Origin of the sequence: Budvicia aquatica DSM 5075 = ATCC 35567 (genome assembly GCF_000427805.1) — a bacterium.
In the GTDB taxonomy this organism is placed as follows: Bacteria; Pseudomonadota; Gammaproteobacteria; order Enterobacterales; family Enterobacteriaceae; genus Budvicia; species Budvicia aquatica.
The window spans coordinates 1-26625 of record NZ_ATYS01000052.1 but is presented as its reverse complement, the minus strand read 5'-3'; the positions used below and the strand labels follow the sequence as shown (position 1 = coordinate 26625).

The window sequence follows — 26625 nt, the reverse complement described above, 5'->3', positions numbered from 1 at the left end:
ATGATTAAGGAGTAAAAATGGAAAGTACTCACCAGAATAAAAGAAGACAGTTTCTTACTCAGGGCGGTAAACTGGCGACGGTTTTAGCGGCTATCAGCGCCACCGGCGGTCTGGCTTATGCCGCACCTGCGTCTACGTCTTCGGTGGACTGTAAAACAGCGGATAACTCAGCGAGCGCTATGACTTCAATTAACCATCCCCACTATTATCTAAAAAATGTCAGGCTGGAGAAGGGCTTTGTTTATGAGGGGAGTGTTGTTACTGCCACAGAAACTGACTTAGCGACTCTGGAAATTAAAGACGGGAAGATTATTCAGATTCACTCATCTGGCAGCGGGCTAAATAACAGCCTTCCGGCCTATGACGGGATGGGAAAACTACTGTTACCGGCCTTCCGCGATATGCATATCCATTTAGACAAAACCTTCTATGGTGGCCCGTGGCAGGCTCCCCGTTCCCGTAAGGGAAAAACTATTATGGATATGATTACGCTGGAACAGCAGCTGTTGCCAACCCTTCAGCCAACCACGCAAGAGCGGGCGGGTAAACTGATTGATTTACTCCACTCAAAAGGTTCGGTGATTGCACGCAGCCATTGCAACGTTGATCCGGTTTCAGGGCTTAAAAATCTGGAAAATCTGATGGTGGTATTGGAGCAACGTAAACCGGAGTTCAGCTGTGAAGTGGTTGCCTTCCCACAGCATGGTTTATTGCATTCCCAATCAGAAAATCTGATGCGTGAAGCCATGAAGATGGGGGCGCAATATGTCGGCGGGCTGGATCCGACCAACGTTGACGGCGCGATGGAAAAATCCCTCGATACCATGTTTCAGATTGCGCTGGATTCTCACAAAGGGGTAGATATTCATTTGCATGAAACCAGCCCGGCAGGCGTGGCAGCGGTTAATTATATTATTGATACCGTAGTAAAAAATCCATCGCTCAAAGGTAATGTAACCATCAGCCATGCTTTTGCTCTGTCGACGCTGAGTCCGCAGCAGATTGAAGAGACCGCCACGCGACTGGCTGAGCAACAAATTTCTATTGCCTCATCCATCCCTATCGGCACCCTGCATATGCCGTTGCCGCAGCTGACGGAGAAAGGGGTTTTTGTCATGACCGGCACTGATAGCGTTATCGATCACTGGTCGCCTTTTGGCTCCGGCGATATGTTAGAAAAAGCCAATCTCTACGCCCAGCTTTACACCCGACCGGATGAATTCACCTTATCCCGTTCTTTGGCCATTGCTACCGGCAACGTATTACCGCTGGACAGCAAAGGGCAGCGAGTTTGGCCAAAGGTAAATGATAAGGCTGATTTTGTTTTGGTCGATGCCAGCTGTTCCGCCGAGGCGGTAGCCCGAGTGTCGGGTCGACAGGCGACCTTCCATCAGGGGCGTTTGGTTTATGGTTCTGTGGGTAAGGCAGTGTAGGTTAACCCTCTTTCCGTCATCCCTGATTGCACAGGGATGACCAGAGTGTGGCCCCGTCATCGTCGTCATCCCGTTGAAAAACGGGATCCAGCCTTTAGGCCTGGAGTTAATTGGTGAGCTAAAACCTAGATGATTCGCTGCGCTCACCTTACAGGCCATTCGCGATGCGAATGTTTGCTTCGCCTACGGCTATGCGTTTTCATTTACACGGGGATTGGGGGGACGCCGGAATCCCCCCCACACAGTAACGACAACAGTGCTCTGTGTTTTTCCAGTGCAATAAAGAATAGCGATTCTCTCAGCGCAGGGTTTTCAAGGCTCGATAGTATGCTGATAAGCGTAAAGCATTGCTCGGCCAGTTCCTGTACCGTTAGCGGCGTATTACCTGTACGCTTAACTATGCAATATCCCTCCAAAAAGTAGGGAGTAACCGACTGAAACTAAATGAAGATTTTTCGATACGCATCGACTATTTGATCAATATTCCGGTACAAATTGTGAGTGAGTTTGAGTATGCTCATTTGCAGCCGTGATGTTACCTCGTTTAACGTTGTGGTTAGAAACCCCGTTAGTGTTAGCGCACTGCGGGGTTTTGCATTTCTGCTGACGGCCAAATAATAGCGGCTTTAAATCGGGTATATCGCTACGGCTAACGGGTTAATTAATGGGCAACGTAATTGACGGAGGAATTTTGGATTTTGGATAAGGGGTGCAAAAAGCTGGGGGAGGCGGTTTCTTTGTAGGGCCAAAAGAGGGCATTTATCACCGCTGGTGAGTATATCGAGCCCAGGCAAAAAATTAAGCCGATAATACGTCGCTAGCGCTAGCGACTCATTTTTTCATCAGCCAGTCAATAATCACTGTTGCCAGCTTCTGAGGCTGTTCCAGCGGTAGCATGTGCCCACTATCGGTAATAGACTTAAGTAAGGCTCCAGGAATTGCCTCGGCCAGTTCTTTTACTTCTTCGAAAGGACGCAGGGAATCATCGGAGCCCGCAATAATCAATGTCGGGCACTGTATCATTGCAGCCGGGACACCTTCTCTGCGCAATGCCGATTGAGTCACAAGCGCCTCGTACCCCAAACGGTTCCCCATCTGTTTAATATGAGCAATCAGCTCTGATTTTGATGCATTACATGGGTGTAATGACCTTGCTATAGATGTGCTGCTCAGTCCTTTAAAATTTGATGCTGATAGTGACTGTATGAGTTGTCGCTTTGCTTCAATCTGATGAATCGTGTCTTCACGAAGCGAACTGGCAATAATGACTAACGAATCGACTTGATCGGGAAAATCCGCAGCCAACTGTCGGGCAATATAGCCACCCAATGAAAAACCGATTACTGTCATTTTGTGCGGCGAAATAGCGGCTAAGTGTCGTGCTATCTCACGGATTGTTTTCCCTCCTTCAAGGGGACCATGAAGAACAGACCACTCTTTAGGTAAATATATTTCAAATTCATCCCATAGCTTTTCATCCAGCATGTAACCTGGAATCAGTAATATTGAGCGAGGGACATAAATCATATTTATCTCGTTGACTGAGTAGGTTTTGATAGATAATCACACCTATCTCGTTGACTGAGTAGGTTTTGATAGATAATCACACCTATCTGCTAAGTTTGTTTTGCCCTTGTAGTTAACCTTGGTGGTCAAAAAGAGCTGTTAGGGTTATGGATAGCCCGGACGGAAGGGCTAAATTCTGGTTGTCCGTAAGGGCCTAACTAAAAACTGGGGAATACAGGGTATTTTGTTTCCCAAGCGGACAACTTGGATGGCATCTAGGCTATAAATTCTATTCTCCTCTCCGCTCTGCATCAGAAAATCGCTGTTGCTCTTCCATCACGAGTATTCCCAGCTCACGTTTTATTTCGTTGAATTCGGCACTACTACTATCACGCGGCCGCGGTATTTCAATAGCAATATCCCGCTTTACACTACCAGGACGATAAGTCAGAACGACAACTCTGGTTCCAAGATAGATAGCTTCTTCAATAGAGTGAGTAACAAATATGATAGTTTTGCGGCTTTTTTCCCATATGCGTAATAATTCGTCTTGTAATGACCGACGCGTCAAGGCATCAAGTGCACCAAAAGGCTCATCCATCAGCATGATAGGAGGATCAAGAGCTAAAATTCGCGCTATTGCAACGCGCTGACGCATACCGCCAGACAAATCTTTCGGGAATCGTGTGCGAAATTCACTTAAACCCAAAGTATTCAGTAAATCCTCAACGACTAATTGACGTTTCTCATTTGACTCGCCTTTAATGTCCATACCGAATGCGATGTTGTTCTCTACATTCATCCATGGAAACAGAGCGTATTCTTGAAAAACCATTCCTCTCTCCGGGCCTGGTTTTTTAACAACTTCACCTTTAACGATAATTTCACCGCTGGTTGGTAGAGAAAATCCCGCGATGGCATTAAGCAGGGTTGATTTTCCACAGCCTGACGGGCCCAATAAACAAACGAATTCACCATGTGAGATCTGAATGTTTATTTTATTCAATGCAGTGACGATATTTTCCCCATGACCAAATATTTTATCAACATTATTAATGCTGATTTCACTCATCTCATTTTGCGCAATAGTATTATCTGATATTTTCATATTATTTCCTCAGTTTTCCATTCCGCGGTGCCAACGTAAAAGATGTTGATTTAGATAATTCATACATAAATCAATGATCAGGCCGATAAAACCAATGGTAAGCATGCCCGCAATGACTTTGTCGGACCACATGTATTCGCGAGCTTCCAAAATTCGATATCCTACACCGCTATTAACGGCGATCATTTCGGCTACAATCACGCAAATAAACGCAGTTCCTATACCAATGCGCATGCCAGTCAGAATATAAGGGGTAGCCGCAGGAAGAACTACACGTCGGAACATCGTGAACTGGCTAGCGCCCAGATTACGCGCTGCCCGAATATATATGCTGTCAACATTACGAACACCGGCGATGGTATTAATAAGTATTGGAAAAAAAGCACCGATGCTTATCAGGAAAAATGCAGGGGGATCCCCTAAGCCGAACCACAACATTGATAATGGAATATAAGCAATGGGGGGAATGGGGCGTAAAAATTGGATTAAAGGATTCATTAGGTCATTACCCAACTGACTGGAACCAATCCATAGCCCAAGGGGTAAAGCAAGAATAAGACCTATCAAAAAACCGATAATAACGCGATAGATGCTAGCCCAGGCATCATGAAGTAACTCGCCGGAAAGGCTCCACTTCAGCCAGCTTGACGTTTCCGGATTGAAGGGTTCATAGGGTAAAAGATACTCGAACCAGCGCACGACAACGGCTATTGGTGATGGCAATATTGTCGGTTGTATCCAGCCAGACATCGAAAGTATTTGCCAAAACAAAAGCACAATGACCGGTACCGTGATCCACTTGATATATTGATAAATATTCAGATTCTTCATCATTTAGAATCCAGCGGTAACAATGTTTTTTTCGCGGCATCAAGCAGATCTACTTTAACCCAATCAGCGGCAACCGGGGGAGAACTCATACGGCCTATACCGTATTTCTTCATTAGATCTGTCGTTATTTGAACGTGCTCTACTGTAATATCGTAACTAAATGGCGAGTTGCCTATGGCATCCTGATAATCTTGTGAGGATATTTGATTTTTAAACATTTCTTCGCGAACATATTTTTCTGCGAGTTCAGGCTGTTGAATAAAGGTATTCGTTGCTTCAACAAATAATGCAAGTACACGAGCAGCAACATCAGGCTTATCTTTATACATCGCTTCGGTCATTACTAAAGCGCGAATTGGCATTCCAACAGGGGTATCATAGGGTTTCAACAATTCGACACCATAACCCATATTAATTGCCTGACTGGCTTGAGGCTCTGATTGGCTGATAGCATCCAGATTACCAGCCTGAAGGGCCTGATTAAGGTCGGCATAGGCCATATAAACAATTCTAACGTCCTTTCCTGGTCGATCAGACCACGTTAATCCATGTTTATCTAACTCCGCCAGAATAAGGAGTTCCTGAGCACCACCTCGTGCTACACCCAGCTTTTTACCTTTTAAATCAGAAACTGATTTAAAAGTGCTATCCTTGCCAACGACGACACGAGCTCCGCCTTTAGCAAATCCGGCAATAATATATATTGGGATGCCTTGAGCTCGCGTTGAGATTGCAGCATCAACGGCACTGGCTGCTATATCAATTTGGCCTGATACTATTGCTGGAGCAATATCAATTCCCTTCGCAAACATGAACTCTTCAATCTTTAAATTGTATTTTGGCGCAATCTCTTTCATATAAGAAATTGCACCATAATGTGCAAATTTGAGATTTCCAAGCCGTACTACATCTGGTTTTTCTGTAGTTATTTGTGCTAGAGCAACATTGGATGTGAAAATTGATAAAGTTAATATGAGAGCAAATAAATTAATCAATGCGCTTCCGGACGAATTAACAAATTTTATAGATTTTAATGTGAATTTGATCATCTGTTTTTCCTTATATTTAAATTATCTAAATACCTTAGCCTTTCAATAATGATGAATACTACTGAATTAAATTTAAACAAGGTCGAAACAAAACATTAACACATAATTAACTTGTCGGTGTGAATAATTATATTTTTGTGATAAAAATCACGCACCATCAATGCTTATTACATCCTTAGCGGTTTCCTAATACCTAAAAATGATTGTTTCTGGCGTCAATCAGGCTAATCATGGTTAAATGTTGGCGTTAACAATAAGAGGCTGTTCCCGTTTTTATATAAGTACGCTTTTTTTAGATTATCTTATTGATTAAAAATGAAATGTAATTTAAAGGGTAAAATATAATTAAAGCGTCAGCTTCTGAGCTAATTAAAAATAGAAAGGGGCTCAATGATCTTTCATCTGCACTAAAAACTTCGCCATTGAAACCGCATTTACCGCTGCTGATTATGAGGGAACGATAAGTTGCAGCATGGGATAGCGTTCAGCCCACCGTTTTGTGGTTAAACGTTGCCTAAAAATATTCAACTTTTCTCCCTCAAATTGAGGTGTTGGCCTTAGACGTAATTCAAACAGGTCGCCAAGCCCATAGGGCGCAATAATCTCAATAATATGGGTATTTCCCACTCTGACTGCGACAGCCGTTGCTGTCTCAGGCCAATACAGCAGAGCATTCTCTGTTGAGAGATAGGGGCCATTACCATTACGTTGATGCATTCTGGCTTGATTCTTCACCGACCAATTGAACACTGAAGATTGTTGACTCAGCTTCTCTTCCAAATAGCTATCCTGAGCTGGATCACTGCGTTCTGAGTCGAACCAGACGACGTCCACGTCACCAGCGACGGGTCTTTGCCCATATCCGTGTAAGCGATCCCATACTGCATCCCGCACAAACCCGGCACCGATCCAGCCATCACTAAGGTTTAATGCCCGAACAGCGTAAAGGGCCTTCATTCTTATAGGGTCATCTAACAATAATCTCTGCAATTCCTTCTGATACTTCATAATTCTCCCGATTAGAAAAATTGTTACATATATTGGTATCTGCTGGAGGGTAGAAATAATATCAGCATTACTTCACCGTGCACTCATCAACGGGGGCGCTGGCTACGACACCGTTATAGAGACTTTCGCTGTCAGAACGGGCTGGCATTGTGTGCCTTGATCGGCTCTTGGCTGACGGGATGAACAAAATGCAGCTGACTGGCGTGCAGCATCAATCGTGGTGTCCGTTCGGTGCCCGGCAGCATCAGGCCGCCATACAGGTCGCAGCCCAAAATAGGGTGGCCCAACTGCTGGCAGTGGATACGCAGTTGATGAGTGCGTCCGGTCTCCGGGGTTAGCTCGACCCGCGTCAATGGTAGTAGCGCTCCGTCTTCCAACTTATGATAAAAGCGCTCAACGACCCGGTAGTAAGAGCGAGCGGGCTTGCCGTGGATTGCGCAAATCGACATCAGCGGGAATAGCGCCGGGTCTTTGGCAATCGCCGCGTCTATTATTCCTTGGTTGTCTTCCAGATGTCCGCACAGCAGGGCGCTGTACACTTTGGTCACCGTGCGCTGGCTGAACTGTTGGCAAAGGGCGGCATTGATCGCCTTATTGCGGGCAATCACCATCAGCCCTGAAGTCCCGAAATCAAGGCGGTGGATCAGGGTACAGCCGGGAAATATCTCTACCAGCCGATGATGCACCGAATCGAGGTTTTGTGGATTTTTCCCGGAGAGGCTAAGCAACCCGGCGGGTTTATTGATCAGCACCAGATGATCGTCCTGATAGAGAATCTCGATCTCGTCATGGCACGGCGGGGCAATAAAGGTATCAATAATCTTAGACATCAGGTTAGCCGGATGGAGAGTGGGAGCGGATGATAACCAATTTTAAACCGACTGGCGAATCTGGCCGTTCTCACCGCATCCGGGAAATTTATCATCTAGACTTAAACCAAAGACGTAGTCTGCGCAGCCATTGTGCTTTACACTGCGCGTTGCAAAAATTGAGTTAATAAACGATTAAGTAGGCGGTAATGGCGATGAATGGAACGATCACAACGTGGTTTGAAGATAAAGGTTTTGGATTTATCAAAGATGAAAACGGGGATAACCGTTATTTTCATGTGATTAAAGTCGCCAATCCTGAGCTGATTAAGAAAGATGCGGCGGTAACTTTCGAACCTACTACCAATAACAAAGGGTTGTCAGCTTATGCTGTAAAAGTCTTACCGGAAAGCAAATACATCTATATCGCCGGCGAGCGCCTTAAGCTTACCTCGATTAAGTCTTACCTGGTTTTCAGTGAAGAAGTGTCAGCCGATAGCCATATTGATAAAGAAAATGTGGTGATGTCTGTGGGTATATTGATGAATAGTATCAGGCCGAAATCAGCCGCTAAGCCCGGTGAAATGCGTTCGCTAAAAAAATTAGCGATCACCACCTTCCAGGGATCAACGTTAATCTTCACGGAAGATGAGATAGACGTGGATGCTACGGTGAAAATGCTTAAGGTCTGAGCCAGTACGGCTGATAGCAGGGCCAATCACTTGGAAACACTATTCTCTGCTTTGCCAAGGTTCCGGCTTTGGCGGCGTGAATGCTCGCTTTTAGCTGGCTAAAATCCTTTCTGGTAACCGCCCTATGCCAGCAGCGAATATGACTCACTGAACGTTATAGCTAAACCTAAGTGCAGGTCACGCCAGCCTCTGATAGATCTCTCCTTATACCGCGATCGGGTCCTGCATTCTGGTACAGCCTCAACGATTACGGGTATAATCCGATAAATTATTCAACGGGTTTGGAAATAAAGATGACAAAACTCACCTTACAAGAGCAGATGCTAAAAGCCGGATTAGTGACCGGTAAAAAAATGGCCAAGGTCCAAAGGACGGCTAAAAAATCGCGGGTTCAGGCTCGTGAGGCAAGAGAGGCGGTGGAAGAAAATAAAAAAGCCCAGCTTGAGCGTGATAAACAGCTAAGCGAACAACAAAAACAGGCGGCGTTATCTAAAGAGTATAAAGCTCAGGTAAAGCAGCTGATTGAAATGAACAGAATCGATATTTCAAAAGGCGATATTGATTTTAACTTCACCGATAATAACTTAATTAAAAAAATAGCGGTGGATAAGCTGACTCAGGCTCAGCTGATTAGTGGTCGCCTCGCCATTGCTCGTTTGGTGGTTGATAACAGCGGAGAGAGCAAATACGCGATTATCCCCGCCAGCGTAGCCGATAAAATTGCTCTGCGGGATGCGAGCAGTATTGTATTAAATAGTGCGTTGAGTCAGGAAGAGCTGGATGAAGAAGATCCGTATGCTGATTTTAAAGTGCCTGATGATTTGATGTGGTAATTCGCGTTTTGCAGATGCTTATGCCCGGCCTGACTTGAATTAGGGGATCGGTATGCAATCAGTACGACTGATGGGGGATGGATATGAACCCCATGTCGATCGGTCAGGCGATCGGTTGACCTACTCCTTGCCCGTCGACTCAGGGATTGTCAGCTTTAGCTTCACGTTTGATATTTGTCAGGCCGATTTGGATGTTCTGCTTGCCGATGGCTACAGGCGTGCTGCTCTTGAAGTCATAGCGCACACATTGCTGCAGCATTCGGCGCTTAAGGGCAATGATTGTTTTACTCAAAGCGACTTTGATAGCCTTGTCGCGGATACGCTTTATTCCACGTCCGATTCTCTTCAGGCGTTTATTGGCCGGGTGAGTCGGGAACATAACATTGTTATTGATCTTTATATGAAAGAAGTCATAGACCGACGATCCGTCGCAGGCTAAGCGTGTCGGAATCTATTAGGCCAGTGTTTACCCCACCATATTCATCATCAATACTAAAGGCGCTCGAAAGCGCCTTTAGTGTAACTTTAATGGTACAGAACCAAGCTCAATTGATTAAAGCGAGATGGTCAGTTCACCGAGCTTATTAACTAAGTTCATATTCTCACTGTAGTCCACCGGGCAGTCATTGCTCTTCTGGCCCTTATCAGCTCTTCAATATGTAATTTACGAATATTTGATTCTGTCGGCAGAGAGTTCAGCGGGGCCGTTCCTAGCTGCTCGGTGAGCGTAGCGATAATTGTTTCAGTCACTGGATCCTCTCTGTTATTTTTTTAATAAAAATTGAATGCCGCGGTCATTCAAAATTATTTCTTAAATTTTCAACGTGGGATTTAACTTTTTGAATAAAGCTCTCTTGTTTATCTTTAGCGCATTCCTGAATAATGATCGGCGTAATTTTCACTATTTCATCGATATCAAGAATTGAGTCTTCTAATGTACCTTTTTTATTATAAGCTTCTGCATAACCCACGGCGGTAGGTTGAAAGCTTTCGTCCACCAAAAGAAAATCTTCACATGTCCATTGGACAATGGGTTTAACCCCTTCTTTATATTGCTCAGCTGATTGAGCGATAAATTGAATTAAGCATACGGTAGCCAGAATAATTAATTTATTCATATAGAATGCCTTTTTTATAAATATAGTAATATCCGCGTATTGGTAGGCGGATATTATTAATTATTTGTGGTTCAATGATGGTTATATAGTTAAAAACGATATTCTATATTTCAGGGTAAGACATTGAGTAATAATCGTTATTACTGTTTTAGCTCAGCGGTGAACATATTAATTGCGATGTGGCTGTTTGTGTTACTGAACTTTATCTTATTAAGAAAAAATCGTAGTGGGGATTGAATACCAAAAGATAACTTTCAATCAGGCGGCAGTGATAGCGATCTCGATGGCCTGTTTAATTGCTTCAATAAGTTGCTGTTTGTTTAACTCCGTTTCTCTTGTATAAACGGGATTCTCCCAGTCGGCGTCTTTAATGACATAGACGCGTGGCTTTTTTACTTTCCCGTTGCCAAAGGAACCATAGTAACCGACATCAACAATGTACCCATTTTTATACTCTATTTGTAGCAGGTCTTCATCAATGTCTTCATCGGGATTTTCAATATCAGTAACCAGAATAGTCGGGCCAAATACTTTTCCACCTTTCAGATCTACATCAATACCGTATATTTTCATCTTAGTAGCCACTTCGCATGGATTTTGATAACCATTCTTATAATGGTTATGGTGCTGTTAGTAAACACCGGGTGTTAATGGATATGTTTTGATGTTTTCATATATAAACTATTTTAAAGTGAGTTAATCTGTAGCTAACCCGTTCCTACCACTCATACCTCGCACAATGCCAGCGAATAATATCAATCATTTTGGGCGGTTTGGGTTAGCAGTATTTTTCGCGGATATATCAGTACAAAGTGCGCGGAGGAGGAAGGAGAAGAATGCGCGACTTGCTTTGACCTTCACTCTTCTTATCTTCGCATTAAAGCGATTAAAATATTAATTTTATTTTATAAGTAAAAGCAACTTATTTCAGGTCTATTATTTTGTTTTTAGAAACTTATTTAAATGAAAAAATTGTTATTTCCTCTTTTTGGACATTATAGATAATAATTAATTTTATTATTTCAATTATCGTTATCTATGATGTTGCATTTCATGGTTAATTCGATCTAACATTGCTGTTAATGGTTTTTTGTTTGGTGTTATATTCTGTTTTTATTGGCCTTTTAAGAGTTAGTGAGGTGTTTGAGGTGGCGGTAGTTTAAGCGGTGGCGTTCTCTATCTTTTATCTCTAGCTGGTAACTATAACTTACTGGTTTATCGGAAGTATTTAACATCAAGATTATTTAATGATATGAATAAAAAGGAATATATTCATGCTTGAAATTATAATTCAAGGACGAATCAAGAGATTTAAATTCTCAACTCTATTTGTTGTTATTTTAACCACTCTTTCGTCTGATTTAGATGCTGCTGGTAATATGGGAACTTATGGCATATTTGCTCAAGATGGCAGCCAGGTTACGTTAGTTTCAGGTGAAACTTATATACCTAAAGGCCTTTCTCAGCAGGGGCTGGTATCATTAAATAAAGCGAAAGACGGGCTGACTCCAAGTCGGATTATTGGTGATAATATCACCCTCTCCAGAGATTACCGCGAAAACCCTAATCGTTACTCTTTGATAAGAGTGGCCGGAGGGGCGCAGGTTATTTTAACGAACTCTGACATATCTTATACCAATCGTTCTGACGCTACTATTTTGGCAGGGACGAATGCCATGTATGCCGTCGGGCAAGATTCATTGCTTGATATCTCCAATTCGAACATCAATACAATTGCTCGTCCTTTCTATGTCGGAGCCGGGGCAACGCTGCGGCTTAGTCACGTTACACTAAACTCTAATGAAAGCGTGGCAGCAAGTAATATTGGTGTATACGACTTAAATTCTGACCTTTTCGTTGATAATTCCGAATTGACATTCGCGGGTGTCGGGGGAATAGCTATATCGAACGGAGCCTCAGCAACCTTGTCGAATAGCAAAATTTTTATCAACGGCATGACTAATGGAAACACTGGGGCGGGTATTCACTTAAATTGGTTTAATAATGAGAAGGGAATCAGCTCATCAACGAGAGCTGATAATGTGTTAATTGAAACTAAAGGCGATAATGTTCACAGTCTGTACATGATTAACCATTCTCAGGCGATTGTTGATAATTCGCAATTTATTACTCATGGTAGCGGCGCTTTTGGTATTTATGCCAATAATAGTAAAGATATTTCACAAATTGATAAAACGGCTATAGAGACCTTCGGTGATGGAGGCATTGGTGTCGCGATGTATAAAGGAGCTCAGATAGAGCTCGAAGGTGGCCTTAAAGACGGAGTTCAACTCGGTAGCATTACCACTCACGGTATTAATGCTCATGGTCTCTATGCCAAACATGATAATGCAGTAACGCCAACGACCATTAAAGCTTCTGATATCGATATTAAGATCGAGAATACGGGCTATGGCGTCTTTGCCGACTCTGAAGGTTCAGATATTCAGCTAAATAATGTTCGCCTTATGATTAATGGTGATAAGGCTGCCGGACTCTATGCCAAAAACGCTGGCGCAATTCTCTATGCCGATCGAGTTAATGCTGAAATCAATGGCTATCAGTCAATGGGTATGCATGTGCAGGACGGCGCCTCGGCCAGACTCAATCAGAGCCGATTAAATGTGGCAGGCACTGATAGCTCTGGGGTGGTTTTTAGCGCGTCTTCCAATGTCATGACCAACAGCATGGATATTACCGATAGCGTTATCGAAACTCAGGATGGCTATGCGATAAAAAATTGGGGCGGTGCGCTGGACTTAACGTTGAACAATTCATTTATAACGGGTAAAGCTCAGGAGAACCAAGGGGGAGCGATTGGTATCATGGATAATGGGACGATTCAGTCCGGTCCAGTCACCATAGCGGCTAATTCATCTCTCATTAATGGAGATATCATTTCGCTTTCCGACAGTTCAGCGGCAACTGTCGATATCTCACTAAATCAGGCTTCAATATTTAGCGGCGCTACGGCTGGTGTCAATCAGCTCTCGATTGATTCAAATAGCCAATGGGTAATGACTGACGACTCTGCGCTAACCACGCTGAGTAATCGCGGAACGTTAAGCTTTGAGGCTCCGGCCCGTGGCGTATTTAAAACCCTAACGGTGAGCGGTGATTATATCGGTGGCGGAACGCTTATTATGAACACGGTATTAGCCGATGATAATTCTGATACTGATAAACTCATTGTGACAGGCAACACCAGTGGCGAAACGGGACTCATTATTAATAATATCGGTGGTGGTGGTGTTCTGACTACTGATGGTATTGAGGTTATTCAGGTTGGCGGGCGGTCTGATGGTCTTTTTACGCTGAAAAACCGTGCGGTTGCAGGTGTTTATGAATACTTCTTACATAAAAATAAAGTGAGTGACGAAAATGGTAATTGGTATCTTCGTTCTGAGCTATTGCCTGAACCACCAGTAACCTATCCACCAGCTGAGATTAAGCCTCCGGTTGTAGCGCCAACTCAGCCAGAAAATAAACAAAATCCTATTTATCGGCCAGAGGCAGGTAGCTATATCGCCAATATGGCCGCAGCAAGTAGCTTATTTAATCTGCGTCTGGAAGATCGGGAAGGACGGGCTGAAAACTCCAGTATGTGGTTAAGGCAGGTGGGTTCTCGTACCAAGTTCCGTGACTCATCAAAACAGTTACACACGTCAACTAATCGCTATGTGATCCAAGGTGGCGGGGAACTGGTTAATACACAATTCAGCGAAGTGGACCGTTTAGGCCTAGGGATTATGCTGGGTTACGGGCAAGCCAGTAGCCATACTTCATCGAATAAGAGTCGATACTCTTCTAAGGGGGATGTCGACGGTTATAACGCCGGGCTCTACGCAACCTGGTATCAGAATGCCAATACTATGGATGGGATGTATGTAGATAGCTTGGTCAACTACAGCTGGTTAGATGCGAAGGTTCAGGGCGAACGATTGCATTCTGAAGATTATAATATCAATGGATATAGTGCTTCACTTGAAATGGGTTACCGTTTACTAGTGTATCAAGGTGAAAATAGTGGTGTATTTGTGACACCGCAGGCGCAGGTCATCTGGAATGGGCTAAAGGCTGACGATCATACTGAATATAATGGTACCAGAGTAAAATCCAGTGGTAGTGATAATATTCAGACCCGTCTGGGCGTGAAAGTATCCCGCGATGGCGTCAGTGATTTTGATAAAAATTCAGATAAATTATTTACGGTATATACCGAGGCGAACTGGTTGCATAACAGTCAGCAGGCGGGTGCTATGCTGGATGATGTTGAAATTAAGCAAACGGGCAGCCGTAATTTGGGTGAGTTAAAACTGGGTCTGGAAGGGCAGTTAAGTAGAAAGCTGAATGTCTGGAGTAATGTATCTCAGCAACTGGGTGATGATGGTTATAGTGATACTGCATTAACTCTGGGTGTTAAATATCAATTCTGACAATTGGATTAAGGCGTGCGGGCGTAAAGAATATTTATGGCCCGCACCTACCACTCATATCTCGCACAATGCCAGCGAATAATATCAATCATTTTCTGGGCGGTTTGGGTTAGCGGTATTTTTCGCGGATATATCAGTACAAAGTGTGCGGAGGGAAGCTTTTCTTGTATAGGCAAAATGCACAGCTTATCTTCATATTCGCTTAACTTGACGCGAATGGTCGACAAGATACCCAAATAGTCACTGTGCATCAGAAGCGGTAATCCGCAGACTAACGAATCAGACCTGACGGCAATCGATGGCTTATTGTGCTTAAAGTAGGGGACCTGTTCTTCTATCTGTTTAAAAAAACCAATATGGGCATCGGTAAGCCACCATTTAGCATTAACCAGCTCATTAAACGATGTGGATTTTGCACAAGGATGGTCTTTGCGGGCAATAACGCCAAAGCTGGTGGTAAACAGAGGCTCAACAATAAACTCGCTCAGCGAAACATCCTCAGACTTTACCCCAATCACAAAATCTAATTTACCTTCTCGCAGGCGCGGTATATGCACCGGTAGCTGCGCATCTTCAATAATGATTTGGGCTTCAGGCCGCTTGTGGCTAAATTCACCGATAACCTGCGGCAAAATGCTGATTGCCAGAATTGGGGAGATGCCGAACGCCACCGACCCCTGCGAAAGCTGCTGAATAACGTGGATCTCTTCGCTGACTTTCTCCAGCTCTTCTAATATCAGGCTGGATCGCGAGGCTAGGGCTCTCCCGGCATCGGTCAGCGTTACCCCGAAGCTGCCTCTGATCAGCAGTGATGCCCCCATAGTATGTTCCAGCTCTTTCATTGAGCGGGTTAACGCCGGTTGCGTTTGCTGCAAGGCTTTTGCTGCGGCACGAATACTACCGTGCTGCACGATAGCTTGAAATGCGAGCAACTGATTAAGTTTAGGTAAGTGCTTCATAAGTCATCACCCTATGCTAAAAAGGCATCATGCATAAGATAATACCATCTGGTCAAAATACTAAGCCTGTATACAATCAACTTTAAGTGATTAGCGCTGATGAAAAGATAAGAAGATGAATATCTATTTGATTAAATAGTAAAAAAATATCTTGAATTGGCTCGCCAGCTACCTACAAACGATCCCGCCTGTTGCTCAACCGAAGCGTATAAAAACTTAGCCGTTACTCGGCTGAGGGGGCCGGCTCAATTGTAATTTATGCCAAGCGTGATTAGTGCGCCAAAGTAAACTCACCGTCGGCATAACAAACCGGTAGCGGTAACCCTATGTAAGGTAATCATAATTTCCACGCAGTGGCATCTGAATTTGAAGTATTAAGGAGCAATATAAATGGTAATTTCTACTATCCCTTGGGGCCGTGACCTACCTCATTCGACAAGTGATGAAGCGGAAGCCAAAAATTGGGGCTACTGGCAAAACCAAATCAACCGGGCTTCATTAGTGATGCTGCTAGAGGTGGGTATTATTTCCCGACAAGAGGCCAGAGCGATAGCTGGTGCTCAATTGGATGCAGAAGCTAAACAGGCCGAGCCTGATGTTGAGCCATTTACCGACATTATGCCGCTTGAAAAGCTGCTGATAGAACAGTGCGGTCAGATGGCGACGCTTATTCATACCGGGCGCAGCCGTCAGGATATTTTTGCTACCTTAAATCAGGCTCGCTTACGCCTGTCGGTGCTTGATTTTGCGCAAAACCTCAATCTATTACGTGAAAATATTTTAAACATTGCCAAAGACAACGTCGAAACGTGGATGCCCGCCTATACCAATGGCGTTCAGGCGATGCCGATTACCCTTGGCTTCTATTTTTGGGCATTTCTCGAATCTTTTGAACGGGACTTTGACCGCATCCGTGAGGCATGGCAGCGCATCAATCGTTCTGCTTTAGGCTCTGCGGTATTAGCTAATTCTCATTGGCCGATTGATCGCAGCCGTTTAGCCGAACTGCTGGGTTTTGATGGCCCGATAGTTAACGGTCTGGATAGTACTCAGGTCAGCCTTTTTGATATCCCAGTGGAAGCGGCGGGTATTGCCCAAAATGTTGCTATTCGCATGACTACTCTGATGCAAGACATTGCTCAACAGTACTCCCAAATACGTCCCTGGCTGCTGTTAGATTCGTCTGCTGCCTACAGCTCTTCGGCGATGCCGCAAAAGCGCAATCCAGGGATTATCCAAAAGACGCGAGCAAAGGCCAGTGACGTTATCGGTGCCGCCCATACGGCCGTTATCCGTGCGCATAATCTGCAATTGGGGATGTACGATAACAAAGAGAGTGTCTCAGAAGATAACTCCGCGGTTTTTGTTCACGCTGTACATATGCTTCAGCTCGCCAACTGGGCTTTCTCCATGCTGAAGGTTTTACCTGAACGGGCGCTTGAAGAGCTGAATAATGACTGGACCTGCACGATGGCACTGGCCGAAACCCTCCAGCATGTACACGCGGTGCCATTCCGGGTCGGGCATCACTTTGCCAGCGATATGGTAACGGTTGCCCGAGAGGATGGGTATCTGCCGACGACATTCCCTTACGCAAAAGCCGTTGAAATCTATGCGCAAGTAACGGCACAACTCGACTGGCATGACGGCGCTCTGCCGCTAACTGAAATGCAGTTTCGTGAAACACTCAGCCCGGCACACGTGGTTTCTACCCTTCAAGGGCCGGGATCTCCGGCGCCTCAAAGCACTAGCGTTGGTCTGAAAAATATAGAGCAGAAACTCGAAGCCGACAAAGCTTGGCTAAATGAGAAGCAGGGGGCGCTTAACACCAAAGATAACTTACTGGATTCGCTATTTAAGGCGTTGGCTCAATAATAACTAAAAAAAACAAATTACCTTTATTTAATACCAAGGAGTAACGATATGACACTGATTGTTATAGGTTTGCTGATAATAATAGCCACTTTTTGGCTGATTATAAAAAACTATGAAACGCGCTTGGTTTTGGCTCTCTCTGGCGGACTGATGGCCATTCTGGGCAGAGATTTAGTCGGATCTGTAGACGCATTTATCCAGCAGTTTGTTAATAGTGGTTTAGTACCAACCATCTGTACGGTGTTGGGTTTTTCCTATGTGATGAATTATACCAAGTGTTCCGATCATCTTGTGGCGATGATGACCAATATTTTAAAACGCGTTCCGATGATTATTTTGCCGAGTACGGTTATCGTGACCTTTTTCCTGAATATTGCACTGCCATCGGCTGCGGGTGTGGCCGCCGCTGTGGGCGCACTGTTAATTCCTATGCTGCTGGCCCTGAAGGTAAAACCGGGCATGGCCGCTTCTGCGGTTTATTTAGGAACATGGGGCTCGGTTATTTCTCCGGGCCTGATGTTTAACCCACAAATTGCCGATATGGCAAAAGTTGACGTGATGACGGTCATTGCCAGAACGACGCCTTCGGTGCTGATTAGCCTGGGCGTTGCGGCTGTTCTTCTGACGATTATGGCGATAGTGATGAAAGAGGGGGTGGGCTCCAATAAGGATGCTCTGGCAACGGATGAGGGCCAAGTCGTGAAGGTGAACTATCTGTATGCTGTTGTACCGGTACTTCCACTGATACTTTTAGTGATCAGCTCTAAACAAATCGGCTTAATTCCTTTTATATCGGTACCGCAGGCAATGCTGTTGGGTACCATGATTGGCTTTGTTGTTACTCGCTGTAATCCGGGAGAGGCGACGAAAAAGTTTTTCCGCGGAGCCGGTGATGGCTTTGCTGATGTGGTTGGCCTGATGGCAGCGGCGGCAATGTTTTGTGCCGGTATGGAGTCGATTGGTTTAACCGGTGCGCTGGTCAATGTGATGAAAGAGTCTCAGGCAGCGGCCCAGTTTGCTGCAGCTGCGGGGCCTTTTGCGATGGCTGCGGTATCCGGCTCGGGTAACGCTGCCGCTTTAGCCTTTAACGGTGCGGTGGTGCCACATGCGGCTGATTTTGGCTATGAGATAATTGAACTGGGTTCCGTGGCACAAATCGCTGCTGCTCTGGGGCGTACAATGTCTCCTGTTGCCGCTGCCGCGATTATTTGCGCCAAGCTTGCCGGCGTTAACCCGATGGAAATTGCTAAACGCAATGCAATTCCTACCATCGGTGCGACAATCGTGGTGACTTTGCTGCTGCTTTAGGTTTAGAACCGCTAAGTAAAGAAATTCAGGCAAATCTTTAGGTTTTTTACTGGGGATTTGCCTGGTTATATAGACCAAACATTGCATGTAATATCGATTACCACTATTCAAATAGTCTTCCGCCAGTTCAACTTACTTTAAGTACCCTCGTAGCTATCTCCGATTACCTCATTATCTCGTTGAGTCAATGGGGGGGGATTTAGTGATAACCGGACTGATGGTTATTTTATATTTGTAACCTAGCGTCAGATTTGTATGTGAGGTTTTTAGCCCGCCCTTTAGATCCTTAACTGAGGATTCTGTTGGCAAAACGCGGCTAAATGTTCAATCAGTGCCCGGACTCTGGCCGGAACATAGCGTTGCTGCGACCAGACGGCATAAATCTCCCGCGGGGCTCCTCGCCACTCGGGTAATACTTGGACCAGTTCGCCGCGTTGGAGTTGGCTATGGCACAAACTGGTCGGGCAGAACAGAATGCCTAATCCGGCTATCGCGGCCCGTAGCGCCAAATAAACGCCGTTAACGCAGAATTTCCCCTGCGGTTGCCAGCGTACGGTTTCTCCCGACTGGCGGTGTTGCACCTCCCAGGTCGATATAGGTGCGCTGATCACCAAGTCACGTAGCTTCAGCTCATCCATAGACTCAGGCTCGCCGTGCCTTGCCAGATAGTCGGGGGACGCGACCAACAGCAGTTCTTTAGCCTGCCCGAGTTTACGCATATTCAGTAACGAATCAGGCTGAGCACCCACGCGGATAGCGACATCAGCACCGCTGCCGATCAAATCTTGAGTGTAATTATTCAGTTCCAGCTCAAGCCGGGTTTGCGGGTACTGCGCCAAAAACGACATCCAGGCCGGTGCCAGATTATCATTGGCTAAATCAGCCGGGGCCAGTATACGGATCAGGCCGCTGACCTGATTGAGTGTCACGTCCAGCTTGGCGGTTGCTTGCTGTAGTGAATGTACCAGCGGGCGACACTGCTCGTAGTATTGCCAGCCTTCACGGGTTGGTGTCATTCGTCGGGCGCTGCGGTGCAGCAGGCGACAGCCTAAGTGCTGCTCTAACTTCTGCAGGCGACGGGTTAGCGTAGGCGCAGGGATCGATGCCTTTTCTGCCGCTGCCCGCAAGCTTCCGGTTTCTACAATACTTACAAATAGCGCTAATTCATCCAGCATGATTTCATATTCGGAATTTAAGATTGAATTTATCAATCTAGTTTCATTAACTCGCTTTGTCTAGAATTTCTCCATCGTTGTGATGACCGTATTTTTCCAAGGAGAGAATAATCATGAGCCATAAAACTGAAGCAACGGTATTGATTCAAGCAAAGGCGGGTAAAGCTGAAGAACTGAAATCGGCCATGCAGGAGCTGATTGACGAAACGCTAAAAGAGCCGGGATGTGAACTGTTTAAAATCTTTCAGCATGATGGCAATCCGGAGGCGTTCACCCTGTGGGAAATCTTTAGTAACCCGTCAGCGCTGAAAGAGCATATGGATAAAAGCTACACCCAAAAATTCTTTTCACTTGGGCTTACTGAGCCCTTATCAGCAATTCATCACGCCCAGTTAAGCCGATAAACAGGCTGCACCATCACCTTTCTCTCTAATTCATTATTGCTACATAAGGGACAGTTATGAAAACTCGCACATTAGGCAAAAACGGCCCGCGGATATCGGCAATCGGGCTTGGCTGTATGGGGATGAGCGCATTTTATGGTGCTCATGATGATAGTGAATCATTGGCAACCCTTCACTATGCGCTCGACCGTGGCCTTAACTTTCTCGATACCGCCGATATGTATGGTCCTCACACCAATGAAATCTTGGTCGGCCGTGCCATTCAGGGGCGACGCGATGAAGTATTTTTAGCCACTAAGTTTGGCATTCAGCTCGATCCTAATAATCCTCAGCTGCGCGGAGTTAACGGCCGGCCGGAATATGTTCATGCCAGCTGTGATGCCAGCCTGAAGCGCCTTGGGGTTGATCATATCGATCTTTATTACCAGCATCGTATTGACCCTAACGTGCCGGTTGAAGAGACGGTCGGCGCCATGGCCGAATTGGTTAAGGCCGGTAAAGTACGCTACCTCGGTTTATCTGAAGCTTCCGCCCAAACATTGGAACGGGCTCATCAGGTACACCCGATTACTGCACTGCAAAGTGAATACTCACTATGGACTCGGGATCCGGAAAATTCGGTACTGGCCGTTTGCGAACGTTTAGGCGTTGGCTTTGTGCCGTACAGCCCGTTAGGCCGCGGCTTTTTGACCGGAGCAATAAAAAGCCCGGAGGATTTTGACGCTGATGATTTTCGCCGTGACAACCCGCGTTTTCAGGGCGATAACTTTGCGCGCAATCTTCATCTGGTTGAACAAGTCAGAACGCTGGCGCAGGACAAAGGCTGTTCCCCGGCACAGTTAGCACTCGCTTGGGTTCTGGCACGCGGTGAGTATCTGATACCCATTCCCGGCACCCGAAGAATCAAAAATCTGCAAGAAAACCTCGGTGCACTGGACGTCATTCTGACCGACAGCGAATTAGCCGCTATTGAGGCGGTTTTCCCGTCCGATGCCATTAGCGGTACCCGCTATGCAGAGAGCGTTATGCACCTGCTTGAGTATTAAGTACAGGTTATCCCAATAGGAAACATCATTATGCAAAGCTATCGTTTCAAACAGTTCGGTAACCCTGATGGCTTAGAGTTGCATCAGGAAGATATGCCGGTACCTCAGGCGCGGGAAGTGTTAGTTCGAGTGCGCGCAACCTCGCTTAACTACCGTGATTTGGCGATTATGAACGGCCAATATACGTTACCGTCAGAACCAGGGTATATTCCGTTATCGGATGCCGCCGGTGAAGTGGTTCAAGTGGGTGAACGGGTCGAACGTTTCAAGGTAGGCGATCGGGTAGTCAATACCTTTATGCCACGCTGGTTTGGCGGTACTTTTCAGGCTCAGGCGCGTGATGAACTTTATGGCAGCGATCGTGACGGCTGGCTGACGGAATATAAAGTCGTGAGTGAGGAGTCACTGGTATCGTTACCTGATTATCTTAGCTTTGAACAGGGGGCGACGCTTCCTTGTGCCGCCGTTACCGCCTGGGCGGCGCTTAACGGCGACCGGCCGATTAAAGCCGGTGAGACGGTATTAACCTTAGGTTCCGGCGGGGTTTCACTGTTTGCTATCCAACTGGCAAAGGCCATGGGGGCAAGGGTTATTGCCACCACGTCGAGTGAGGCTAAAGCTGAACGATTAAAAGCACTGGGTGCCGATGAGGTTATCAACTATGTTCAGCACCCTGAATGGAGTAAAGAAGTTCAGCGATTAACCTCGGGGCAGGGAGTAAATCGAGTGGTTGAGGTTGGCGGGCCGGGCACGTTGAATCAATCCATTCGTTCTATCGGTATCGGTGGTGAACTGGCGCTGATTGGCTTTGTCGCTCAGGATGGGCTGGCAATTGATTTCTTTAGCCTGTTTAAAAGTGCCGCCCGATTTAGGGTTATTAGCGTGGGCTCGCGTGAAGATTTTGAACAAATGAACCGGGCGCTGGTGCAGCATAAAATTATACCGGTTATTGACAGCGTGTTTTCGTTTGCCGACGCTAAACGGGCCTGGCAGCATTTTGACTCACGGCTGCACGTCGGCAAGGTGGTTATCAGTGACTCGGTGATATTACCCTAAGTATTATTTAAGTTAACAAACCCCGTCAGAGCTAGCGCCTGCGGGGTTTTTTCTGTTGGTTTATCGCCTGATTTGAACGATAAATAATTAGTTAGCCACGCTAACTGTTTCATCGTGAAATAGCCGTATAACTTTTTTAATTTTCACTAATTTATATTTTACAACATTTTAGATCGTTAAATTATTGGATCTTAATCTATAGGGCTGGTAGAGTTGGCCCACAATGTTCAGATCAATATTTTATAGTGCTTGAAGTGGGTAGTAGGCAGTTTTTCTGTCTATATCTACCGATTAGAGTTCCAAATGGAATAGTTGTAGTTAAGGAATAACAAATTGAAAATTAAAGCTTTATCATGTTTCTTGCGTAATCAATTCATTTCTCCCTCAATCGTTGTGGCCGGAAGTATTATATTTTCGCCACTTATTTACGCTGTGGATTATACCAATACCGTAAACTTGGCTAATCAGGCCATTAATGCTAATGACAGCGTTAATACAACCGATATTAATGGCATTATTTCCGATAGCTCTGATACTACCGGCTTGCAGTTAGGTAGCGGTAAAATTAATGTTACTGTTAACAGCGCACCGGCAAATAACAGTACTGCGGTCATAGGCATTAATCTTGCGAAAAGCGGCAGTTCTTCTCACCATCTGGGTACCGGCTCATCAATTGACGTTACCGGTGATTACTATGCCTATGGCGTGAAGGCAGACAACAATGTTAACGTTTCGGGGTCAAATCTCACTATTAATGTCCACGGTGGAAACTCGACTGACGGTATTTTAGGTGGCTTAAATAGCGTTTTGAACCTGGGTGTTGATAGTGTAATAAGTACCTCATCTCCAGCAGGAACAGTCACCTCAATTACCGTTGGTGCTGGTGGTTCATTAATTGCCGATAATCTACAGATCACCACAGAAGGTGGCAACAGAGCTAAGGGCATTGCAACCGGTTCCGGCAACTCTACCGTTGATCTTGGTAATGGCGGCAAAATCGTGACGGTGAGCGGTTTCGACGGCGGCACATCCGCAGCAATCGAAACCAATGGTAATACCACCTTTAAAGCTAACGGGCTGGTCATTGACTCCACAAATGCCGACGGGATTAGTGTGAATAGCGGTAAGGCCAATATTCATTTAGGCAATAATAGCTCTATCTCAACAACCGGTCGTCACTCCTCAGGGATCACCCTTGGTGGAACTAAGCTTGCTTCAGACCTTACCGCCAGCGGGCTGACTATTCTAACTACCGGTGATTTTGCTTATGGGCTGAATCTTAACTCGGGCACGAATAAGGTTAATCTTGGTAGCAATTCATTGATAGCCACGACTGGTAATGATGCTCACGGCATCTGGTATGTCGGATCCTCAAATATGAAGTTTGAGGCAGATGCCTTAGCCATCCATACCAAAGGCAGTAGAGCCAATGCATTAGAAATCGGCACCGGTACTATGACCATCGGCGGCGGTAGTACGCTTATCTCCGAAAAGGCCGGTGGTGTGATGGCATCGAGACTAAGCGGCTCAAATAATGCACCAACCGTGAATATTAACGATACAAAGATCACTACATTGAGCCATGCCGTAAGCGCCCAACAAACGGGTACGGTGGTTAATCTTAATAATGTTGACGCTAAAGTTTTGGGTACCGGCACCTATGCATTTTGGGCCGTTACAGACGGTGTGATTAACGCAACCAATACTTCGCTGGTGTCTAAAAACTCTTACGCTATGGTAGCTAATGTCGGCGGTAAGGTTAACCTGGCGGGTAATATTACGATTGATACCAATAATGTTGCGATGATCACCGACAGTTCCACCTCTTGGATTAAGGGGCGCGGAATGATGCAAATCAACGGTGGCCTGTATGCTCAAAATAGAGCCGTGATTGATTTAGATATGACCAGTGGTTCAGCGTTGACCGGTCTGGCTAATCAGGATGCAACCGCCACCGTTAATCTGGCGATGGACGATAGCCGGTGGAATATGAACGGTGATTCGTTGGTCAACAACTTACAGTTAACCAATGGTTCTACCGTGGCCTTCACCGGCACGACAACCCCTAACGGTATTTTGCAGGTTGCTAACCTAAGCGGTAACGGCCACTTTGTTATGCGCAGCAGCCTGGTGGAAGGCGTTGGTGACTTACTTTCCGTTAGCGGAACAACCGCTGGTAATCATCAGGTTACCGTGGTGAATAACGGCAGTGAATCCACTGACGGAACGGAAGTTCTGACCATTATTGAAACCGCAGACGGTGCCGGTAGCTTTGCCCTGACTAATCAGGTTGAGCTGGGGGGCTATTTATATGATATTCAACAGTCGGGTAATGACTGGCAGCTATACGGTGCGGGTACCGTTCCGCCAGAGCCTGAACCAACGCCCGATCCGGACCCAACGCCGGATCCAGACCCAGTGCCAAATCCAGATCCGGGAGTTGAGAAACCAACCCCGCCTATTACTTCAACCGCCAATGCTTCAGCCAATAGTCTGAACGTCGGTTATTTAATGAATTATGCGGAAACCCAGACTCTGATGCAGCGTATGGGGCAGCTGCGTAGCACTGACGTTGATGGCAACGTCTGGCTACGCGGCTATGCCGGTAACTTTACGTCGTTCGGCAGCGGTAAACTAAGCGGATTCGATATGACTTATAACGGCACGCAGTTAGGGGCCGATAAGCAGTGGCAGTCTGCCAGCGGCATGATGTATCTGGGCGCTGCACTGGGGCAAAGCAATTCTAATCAGGATTATCAGAACGGTGACGGCGATATGAGAAACCGCCATGTCGGTCTGTACGCCGGTTATTTGGATAACAGTGGTCTGTACGTTGATACCTTGTTGAAATATAACCGCATGCGTAACGAAATTAACGTAAAAGATACCGCCGGTAATGGGGTCGATGGCAGTGCTTCATCTAACGGTATATCACTGTCGGTTGAAGCCGGTAAGCGTTTTCATTTTACGCCTGAAAACAGCGGGTTCTATATCGAGCCTCAAAGCCAGCTAACCGTTGCATGGCAGGACAGTAGTCATTTCAATAACTCCAACGGTTTAAAAGTGGATTTATCCAGCTACACCTCTACCTTGGGCCGCGTCGGCGGGCTGATTGGATATGAAGTGACAGAAGGCGTTACCCCGGTTAATGTTTACCTTAAGAGCAGCTATGTTCATGAGTTTAACGGGGATGCTGATTATCGTTTAAACGGTAATAAAGAAGCTCACTCCTTCAAAGGTGACTGGTGGGCAAACGGTGTTGGTGCCAGCGTAGGCATTGGCAAACAGCATAATCTTTATTTAGACCTGGAGCAGGTTAGCGGCAGCCAGTTTAAACAGAATCAGATTAACGGCGGGTATCGTTTTAGTTTCTGATTTGGTGTGGGGGAATGATTTTCTATTCCCCCCGTTATCTTGTTTTCCCTCTCTTCCGTCATTCCCGTGAAAACGGTGATCCAGGTTTTAGCTCACAGGTTAACTCTCGGCTTAAGGGCTGGACCCCGTTTTTCAACCTGTCTCTTATACACAAGTCCCCGACCTATTCGTTGGGGATTTTTTTGAACTTTTTCTCTGTCTGTTGATCTTTCTTTATATTTCCTCTCATTCTTGATTTTAAAATGTTACTTTCTGACTGCTATTCATGGGCTAAACAGGTTTTCGGGCTGGCNAAACTTGGCGATCCCCGCCGTACCCGTCGTCTGGTAACTCTCGCCACTTCTCTTGCTCAACATACCGGACTTTCTATCGTGAAATCGTCTCAATCTACTGCTGAAGTTGAAGGCGCTTNCCGCCTCATTCGTAACCCCTCCGTTTTACCTGAAGCGATTGCTGAGGCTGGCTTTATTGCCACTGNTGAAGAGGCTACTCGCCATCCAGTCCTGCTTGCGCTGGAAGACACCACTACCATCAGCTTCAGTCATCGCACTGCATCCGATACGCTGGGTCATACCGCTCCCGGCCGACATACCCGCGGACTGCT

23 protein-coding genes and 1 pseudogene are annotated in these 26625 nt (G+C 45.8%); 13 read left to right on the top strand and 11 right to left on the bottom strand.

Annotated elements, in window-relative coordinates; translation table 11 throughout:
* The first annotated feature begins 17 nt into the window (after positions 1–17).
* The gene (locus YWE_RS0117130; protein ID WP_029095639.1) at positions 18–1433 is read left to right on the top strand and encodes an amidohydrolase family protein; all 1416 of its coding nucleotides are present in this window, start codon (positions 18–20) and stop codon (positions 1431–1433) included.
* Between the two features lie 831 nt (positions 1434–2264).
* Here the strand turns inward: YWE_RS0117130 and YWE_RS0117125 are convergent.
* Positions 2265–2960: an alpha/beta fold hydrolase gene (locus YWE_RS0117125; protein ID WP_029095638.1), complete on the bottom strand. Its 696-nt coding sequence runs from the start codon at positions 2958–2960 to the stop codon at positions 2265–2267.
* A gap of 93 nt (positions 2961–3053) precedes the next feature.
* On the opposite strand from YWE_RS0117125, the pseudogene YWE_RS31985 reads away from it, so the two are divergent.
* Positions 3054–3148, top strand: a pseudogene (locus YWE_RS31985) (transposase); the annotation flags it as partial.
* A gap of 80 nt (positions 3149–3228) precedes the next feature.
* On the opposite strand, the gene YWE_RS0117120 reads toward YWE_RS31985, so the two are convergent.
* The 5 genes from YWE_RS0117120 to YWE_RS0117100 all read right to left on the bottom strand — a co-directional run bounded on the left by YWE_RS0117120 (position 3229) and on the right by YWE_RS0117100 (position 7765).
* The gene (locus tag YWE_RS0117120) at positions 3229–4047 is read right to left on the bottom strand and encodes an ABC transporter ATP-binding protein (RefSeq protein ID WP_029095637.1); all 819 of its coding nucleotides are present in this window, start codon (positions 4045–4047) and stop codon (positions 3229–3231) included.
* 9 nt (positions 4048–4056) lie between these two features.
* Positions 4057–4878, bottom strand: coding sequence for an ABC transporter permease (locus YWE_RS0117115; RefSeq protein ID WP_029095636.1), 822 nt, complete (start codon positions 4876–4878; stop codon positions 4057–4059).
* On the bottom strand, positions 4878–5927 hold the full coding sequence (locus YWE_RS0117110; protein WP_029095635.1) for an ABC transporter substrate-binding protein: 1050 nt from the start codon (positions 5925–5927) through the stop codon (positions 4878–4880). The genes YWE_RS0117115 and YWE_RS0117110 overlap by 1 nt, the downstream gene beginning before the upstream one ends.
* A 447-nt stretch (positions 5928–6374) precedes the next feature.
* The gene (locus YWE_RS0117105; RefSeq protein WP_029095634.1) at positions 6375–6935 is read right to left on the bottom strand and encodes a nucleotidyltransferase family protein; all 561 of its coding nucleotides are present in this window, start codon (positions 6933–6935) and stop codon (positions 6375–6377) included.
* Between the two features lie 131 nt (positions 6936–7066).
* Positions 7067–7765 (bottom strand): RluA family pseudouridine synthase, encoded by a 699-nt coding sequence (locus tag YWE_RS0117100; RefSeq protein WP_029095633.1) that lies wholly within the window; start codon positions 7763–7765, stop codon positions 7067–7069.
* Positions 7766–7953: 188 nt separating this feature from the next.
* On the opposite strand from YWE_RS0117100, the gene YWE_RS0117095 reads away from it, so the two are divergent.
* From YWE_RS0117095 to YWE_RS0117085, 3 genes are all read left to right on the top strand, one after another.
* Complete coding sequence (locus YWE_RS0117095; RefSeq protein WP_029095632.1) at positions 7954–8436, top strand: cold-shock protein; 483 nt, start codon at positions 7954–7956, stop codon at positions 8434–8436.
* A gap of 293 nt (positions 8437–8729) precedes the next feature.
* The gene (locus tag YWE_RS0117090; RefSeq protein ID WP_029095631.1) at positions 8730–9269 is read left to right on the top strand and encodes a DUF2058 domain-containing protein; all 540 of its coding nucleotides are present in this window, start codon (positions 8730–8732) and stop codon (positions 9267–9269) included.
* A gap of 52 nt (positions 9270–9321) precedes the next feature.
* On the top strand, positions 9322–9708 hold the full coding sequence (locus tag YWE_RS0117085) for a hypothetical protein (protein WP_029095630.1): 387 nt from the start codon (positions 9322–9324) through the stop codon (positions 9706–9708).
* A 155-nt stretch (positions 9709–9863) separates the two neighbouring features.
* On the opposite strand, the gene YWE_RS30490 is transcribed toward YWE_RS0117085, so the two are convergent.
* From YWE_RS30490 to YWE_RS27645, 3 genes are all read right to left on the bottom strand, one after another.
* Positions 9864–10019, bottom strand: a complete 156-nt coding sequence (locus tag YWE_RS30490) for a hypothetical protein (protein WP_154661417.1) — start codon at positions 10017–10019, stop codon at positions 9864–9866.
* 44 nt (positions 10020–10063) lie between these two features.
* Positions 10064–10387: an acid-activated periplasmic chaperone HdeA gene (gene hdeA, locus YWE_RS0117080; RefSeq protein ID WP_029095629.1), complete on the bottom strand. Its 324-nt coding sequence runs from the start codon at positions 10385–10387 to the stop codon at positions 10064–10066.
* Between the two features lie 258 nt (positions 10388–10645).
* Positions 10646–10960 (bottom strand): hypothetical protein, encoded by a 315-nt coding sequence (locus YWE_RS27645; protein ID WP_051323403.1) that lies wholly within the window; start codon positions 10958–10960, stop codon positions 10646–10648.
* 701 nt (positions 10961–11661) lie between these two features.
* On the opposite strand from YWE_RS27645, the gene YWE_RS0117070 reads away from it, so the two are divergent.
* Complete coding sequence (locus tag YWE_RS0117070; protein ID WP_029095628.1) at positions 11662–14823, top strand: autotransporter family protein; 3162 nt, start codon at positions 11662–11664, stop codon at positions 14821–14823.
* A 47-nt stretch (positions 14824–14870) separates the two neighbouring features.
* Here the strand turns inward: YWE_RS0117070 and YWE_RS0117065 are convergent, their stop codons facing one another.
* Positions 14871–15782, bottom strand: coding sequence for a LysR substrate-binding domain-containing protein (locus YWE_RS0117065; RefSeq protein WP_029095627.1), 912 nt, complete (start codon positions 15780–15782; stop codon positions 14871–14873).
* Between the two features lie 390 nt (positions 15783–16172).
* Here YWE_RS0117065 and YWE_RS0117060 point away from each other — a divergent pair, with 390 nt between their 5' ends.
* Positions 16173–17657 carry a lyase family protein gene (locus tag YWE_RS0117060; RefSeq protein WP_029095626.1) on the top strand — a complete coding sequence of 495 codons (1485 nt, stop codon included), beginning with the start codon at positions 16173–16175 and terminating at the stop codon, positions 17655–17657.
* Between the two features lie 48 nt (positions 17658–17705).
* Positions 17706–18965, top strand: coding sequence for a C4-dicarboxylate transporter DcuC (dcuC, locus tag YWE_RS0117055; protein WP_211231024.1), 1260 nt, complete (start codon positions 17706–17708; stop codon positions 18963–18965).
* A 278-nt stretch (positions 18966–19243) separates the two neighbouring features.
* On the opposite strand, the gene YWE_RS0117050 is transcribed toward dcuC, so the two are convergent.
* The gene (locus tag YWE_RS0117050; protein ID WP_029095624.1) at positions 19244–20140 is read right to left on the bottom strand and encodes a LysR family transcriptional regulator; all 897 of its coding nucleotides are present in this window, start codon (positions 20138–20140) and stop codon (positions 19244–19246) included.
* Between the two features lie 113 nt (positions 20141–20253).
* Between YWE_RS0117050 and YWE_RS0117045 the strand changes: the two genes are divergently transcribed.
* The 5 genes from YWE_RS0117045 to YWE_RS0117020 form a co-directional block, all read left to right on the top strand.
* Positions 20254–20544, top strand: a complete 291-nt coding sequence (locus YWE_RS0117045; RefSeq protein ID WP_051323402.1) for a putative quinol monooxygenase — start codon at positions 20254–20256, stop codon at positions 20542–20544.
* A gap of 56 nt (positions 20545–20600) precedes the next feature.
* Positions 20601–21590, top strand: coding sequence for an aldo/keto reductase (locus tag YWE_RS0117040; RefSeq protein ID WP_029095622.1), 990 nt, complete (start codon positions 20601–20603; stop codon positions 21588–21590).
* 30 nt (positions 21591–21620) lie between these two features.
* Positions 21621–22646, top strand: a complete 1026-nt coding sequence (locus tag YWE_RS0117035; RefSeq protein WP_029095621.1) for a zinc-dependent alcohol dehydrogenase family protein — start codon at positions 21621–21623, stop codon at positions 22644–22646.
* 333 nt (positions 22647–22979) lie between these two features.
* A complete protein-coding gene (locus YWE_RS27640; protein WP_051323401.1) occupies positions 22980–26021 on the top strand; it encodes an autotransporter outer membrane beta-barrel domain-containing protein in 3042 nt (1013 codons plus the stop codon).
* 242 nt (positions 26022–26263) lie between these two features.
* A partial coding sequence (locus tag YWE_RS0117020) for an IS4/Tn5 family transposase DNA-binding protein (RefSeq protein WP_029095647.1) occupies positions 26264–26625 on the top strand: 362 nt, incomplete at its 3' end.

Coding starts and splice junctions, on each gene's coding strand:
- YWE_RS0117090 (WP_029095631.1), top strand. CDS start 8,730: ATGACAAAACTCACCTTACAAGAGCAGATGCTAAAAGCCGGATTAGTG.
- YWE_RS0117105 (WP_029095634.1), bottom strand. CDS start 6,935: ATGAAGTATCAGAAGGAATTGCAGAGATTATTGTTAGATGACCCTATA.
- YWE_RS0117065 (WP_029095627.1), bottom strand. CDS start 15,782: ATGAAGCACTTACCTAAACTTAATCAGTTGCTCGCATTTCAAGCTATC.
- YWE_RS0117035 (WP_029095621.1), top strand. CDS start 21,621: ATGCAAAGCTATCGTTTCAAACAGTTCGGTAACCCTGATGGCTTAGAG.
- YWE_RS0117045 (WP_051323402.1), top strand. CDS start 20,254: ATGAGCCATAAAACTGAAGCAACGGTATTGATTCAAGCAAAGGCGGGT.
- YWE_RS0117120 (WP_029095637.1), bottom strand. CDS start 4,047: ATGAAAATATCAGATAATACTATTGCGCAAAATGAGATGAGTGAAATC.
- hdeA (WP_029095629.1), bottom strand. CDS start 10,387: ATGAATAAATTAATTATTCTGGCTACCGTATGCTTAATTCAATTTATC.
- YWE_RS0117060 (WP_029095626.1), top strand. CDS start 16,173: ATGGTAATTTCTACTATCCCTTGGGGCCGTGACCTACCTCATTCGACA.
- YWE_RS0117100 (WP_029095633.1), bottom strand. CDS start 7,765: ATGTCTAAGATTATTGATACCTTTATTGCCCCGCCGTGCCATGACGAG.
- dcuC (WP_211231024.1), top strand. CDS start 17,706: ATGACACTGATTGTTATAGGTTTGCTGATAATAATAGCCACTTTTTGG.
- YWE_RS0117095 (WP_029095632.1), top strand. CDS start 7,954: ATGGCGATGAATGGAACGATCACAACGTGGTTTGAAGATAAAGGTTTT.
- YWE_RS0117040 (WP_029095622.1), top strand. CDS start 20,601: ATGAAAACTCGCACATTAGGCAAAAACGGCCCGCGGATATCGGCAATC.
- YWE_RS0117110 (WP_029095635.1), bottom strand. CDS start 5,927: ATGATCAAATTCACATTAAAATCTATAAAATTTGTTAATTCGTCCGGA.
- YWE_RS0117070 (WP_029095628.1), top strand. CDS start 11,662: ATGCTTGAAATTATAATTCAAGGACGAATCAAGAGATTTAAATTCTCA.
- YWE_RS0117050 (WP_029095624.1), bottom strand. CDS start 20,140: ATGCTGGATGAATTAGCGCTATTTGTAAGTATTGTAGAAACCGGAAGC.
- YWE_RS0117115 (WP_029095636.1), bottom strand. CDS start 4,878: ATGAAGAATCTGAATATTTATCAATATATCAAGTGGATCACGGTACCG.
- YWE_RS27645 (WP_051323403.1), bottom strand. CDS start 10,960: ATGAAAATATACGGTATTGATGTAGATCTGAAAGGTGGAAAAGTATTT.
- YWE_RS0117130 (WP_029095639.1), top strand. CDS start 18: ATGGAAAGTACTCACCAGAATAAAAGAAGACAGTTTCTTACTCAGGGC.
- YWE_RS0117085 (WP_029095630.1), top strand. CDS start 9,322: ATGCAATCAGTACGACTGATGGGGGATGGATATGAACCCCATGTCGAT.
- YWE_RS0117125 (WP_029095638.1), bottom strand. CDS start 2,960: ATGATTTATGTCCCTCGCTCAATATTACTGATTCCAGGTTACATGCTG.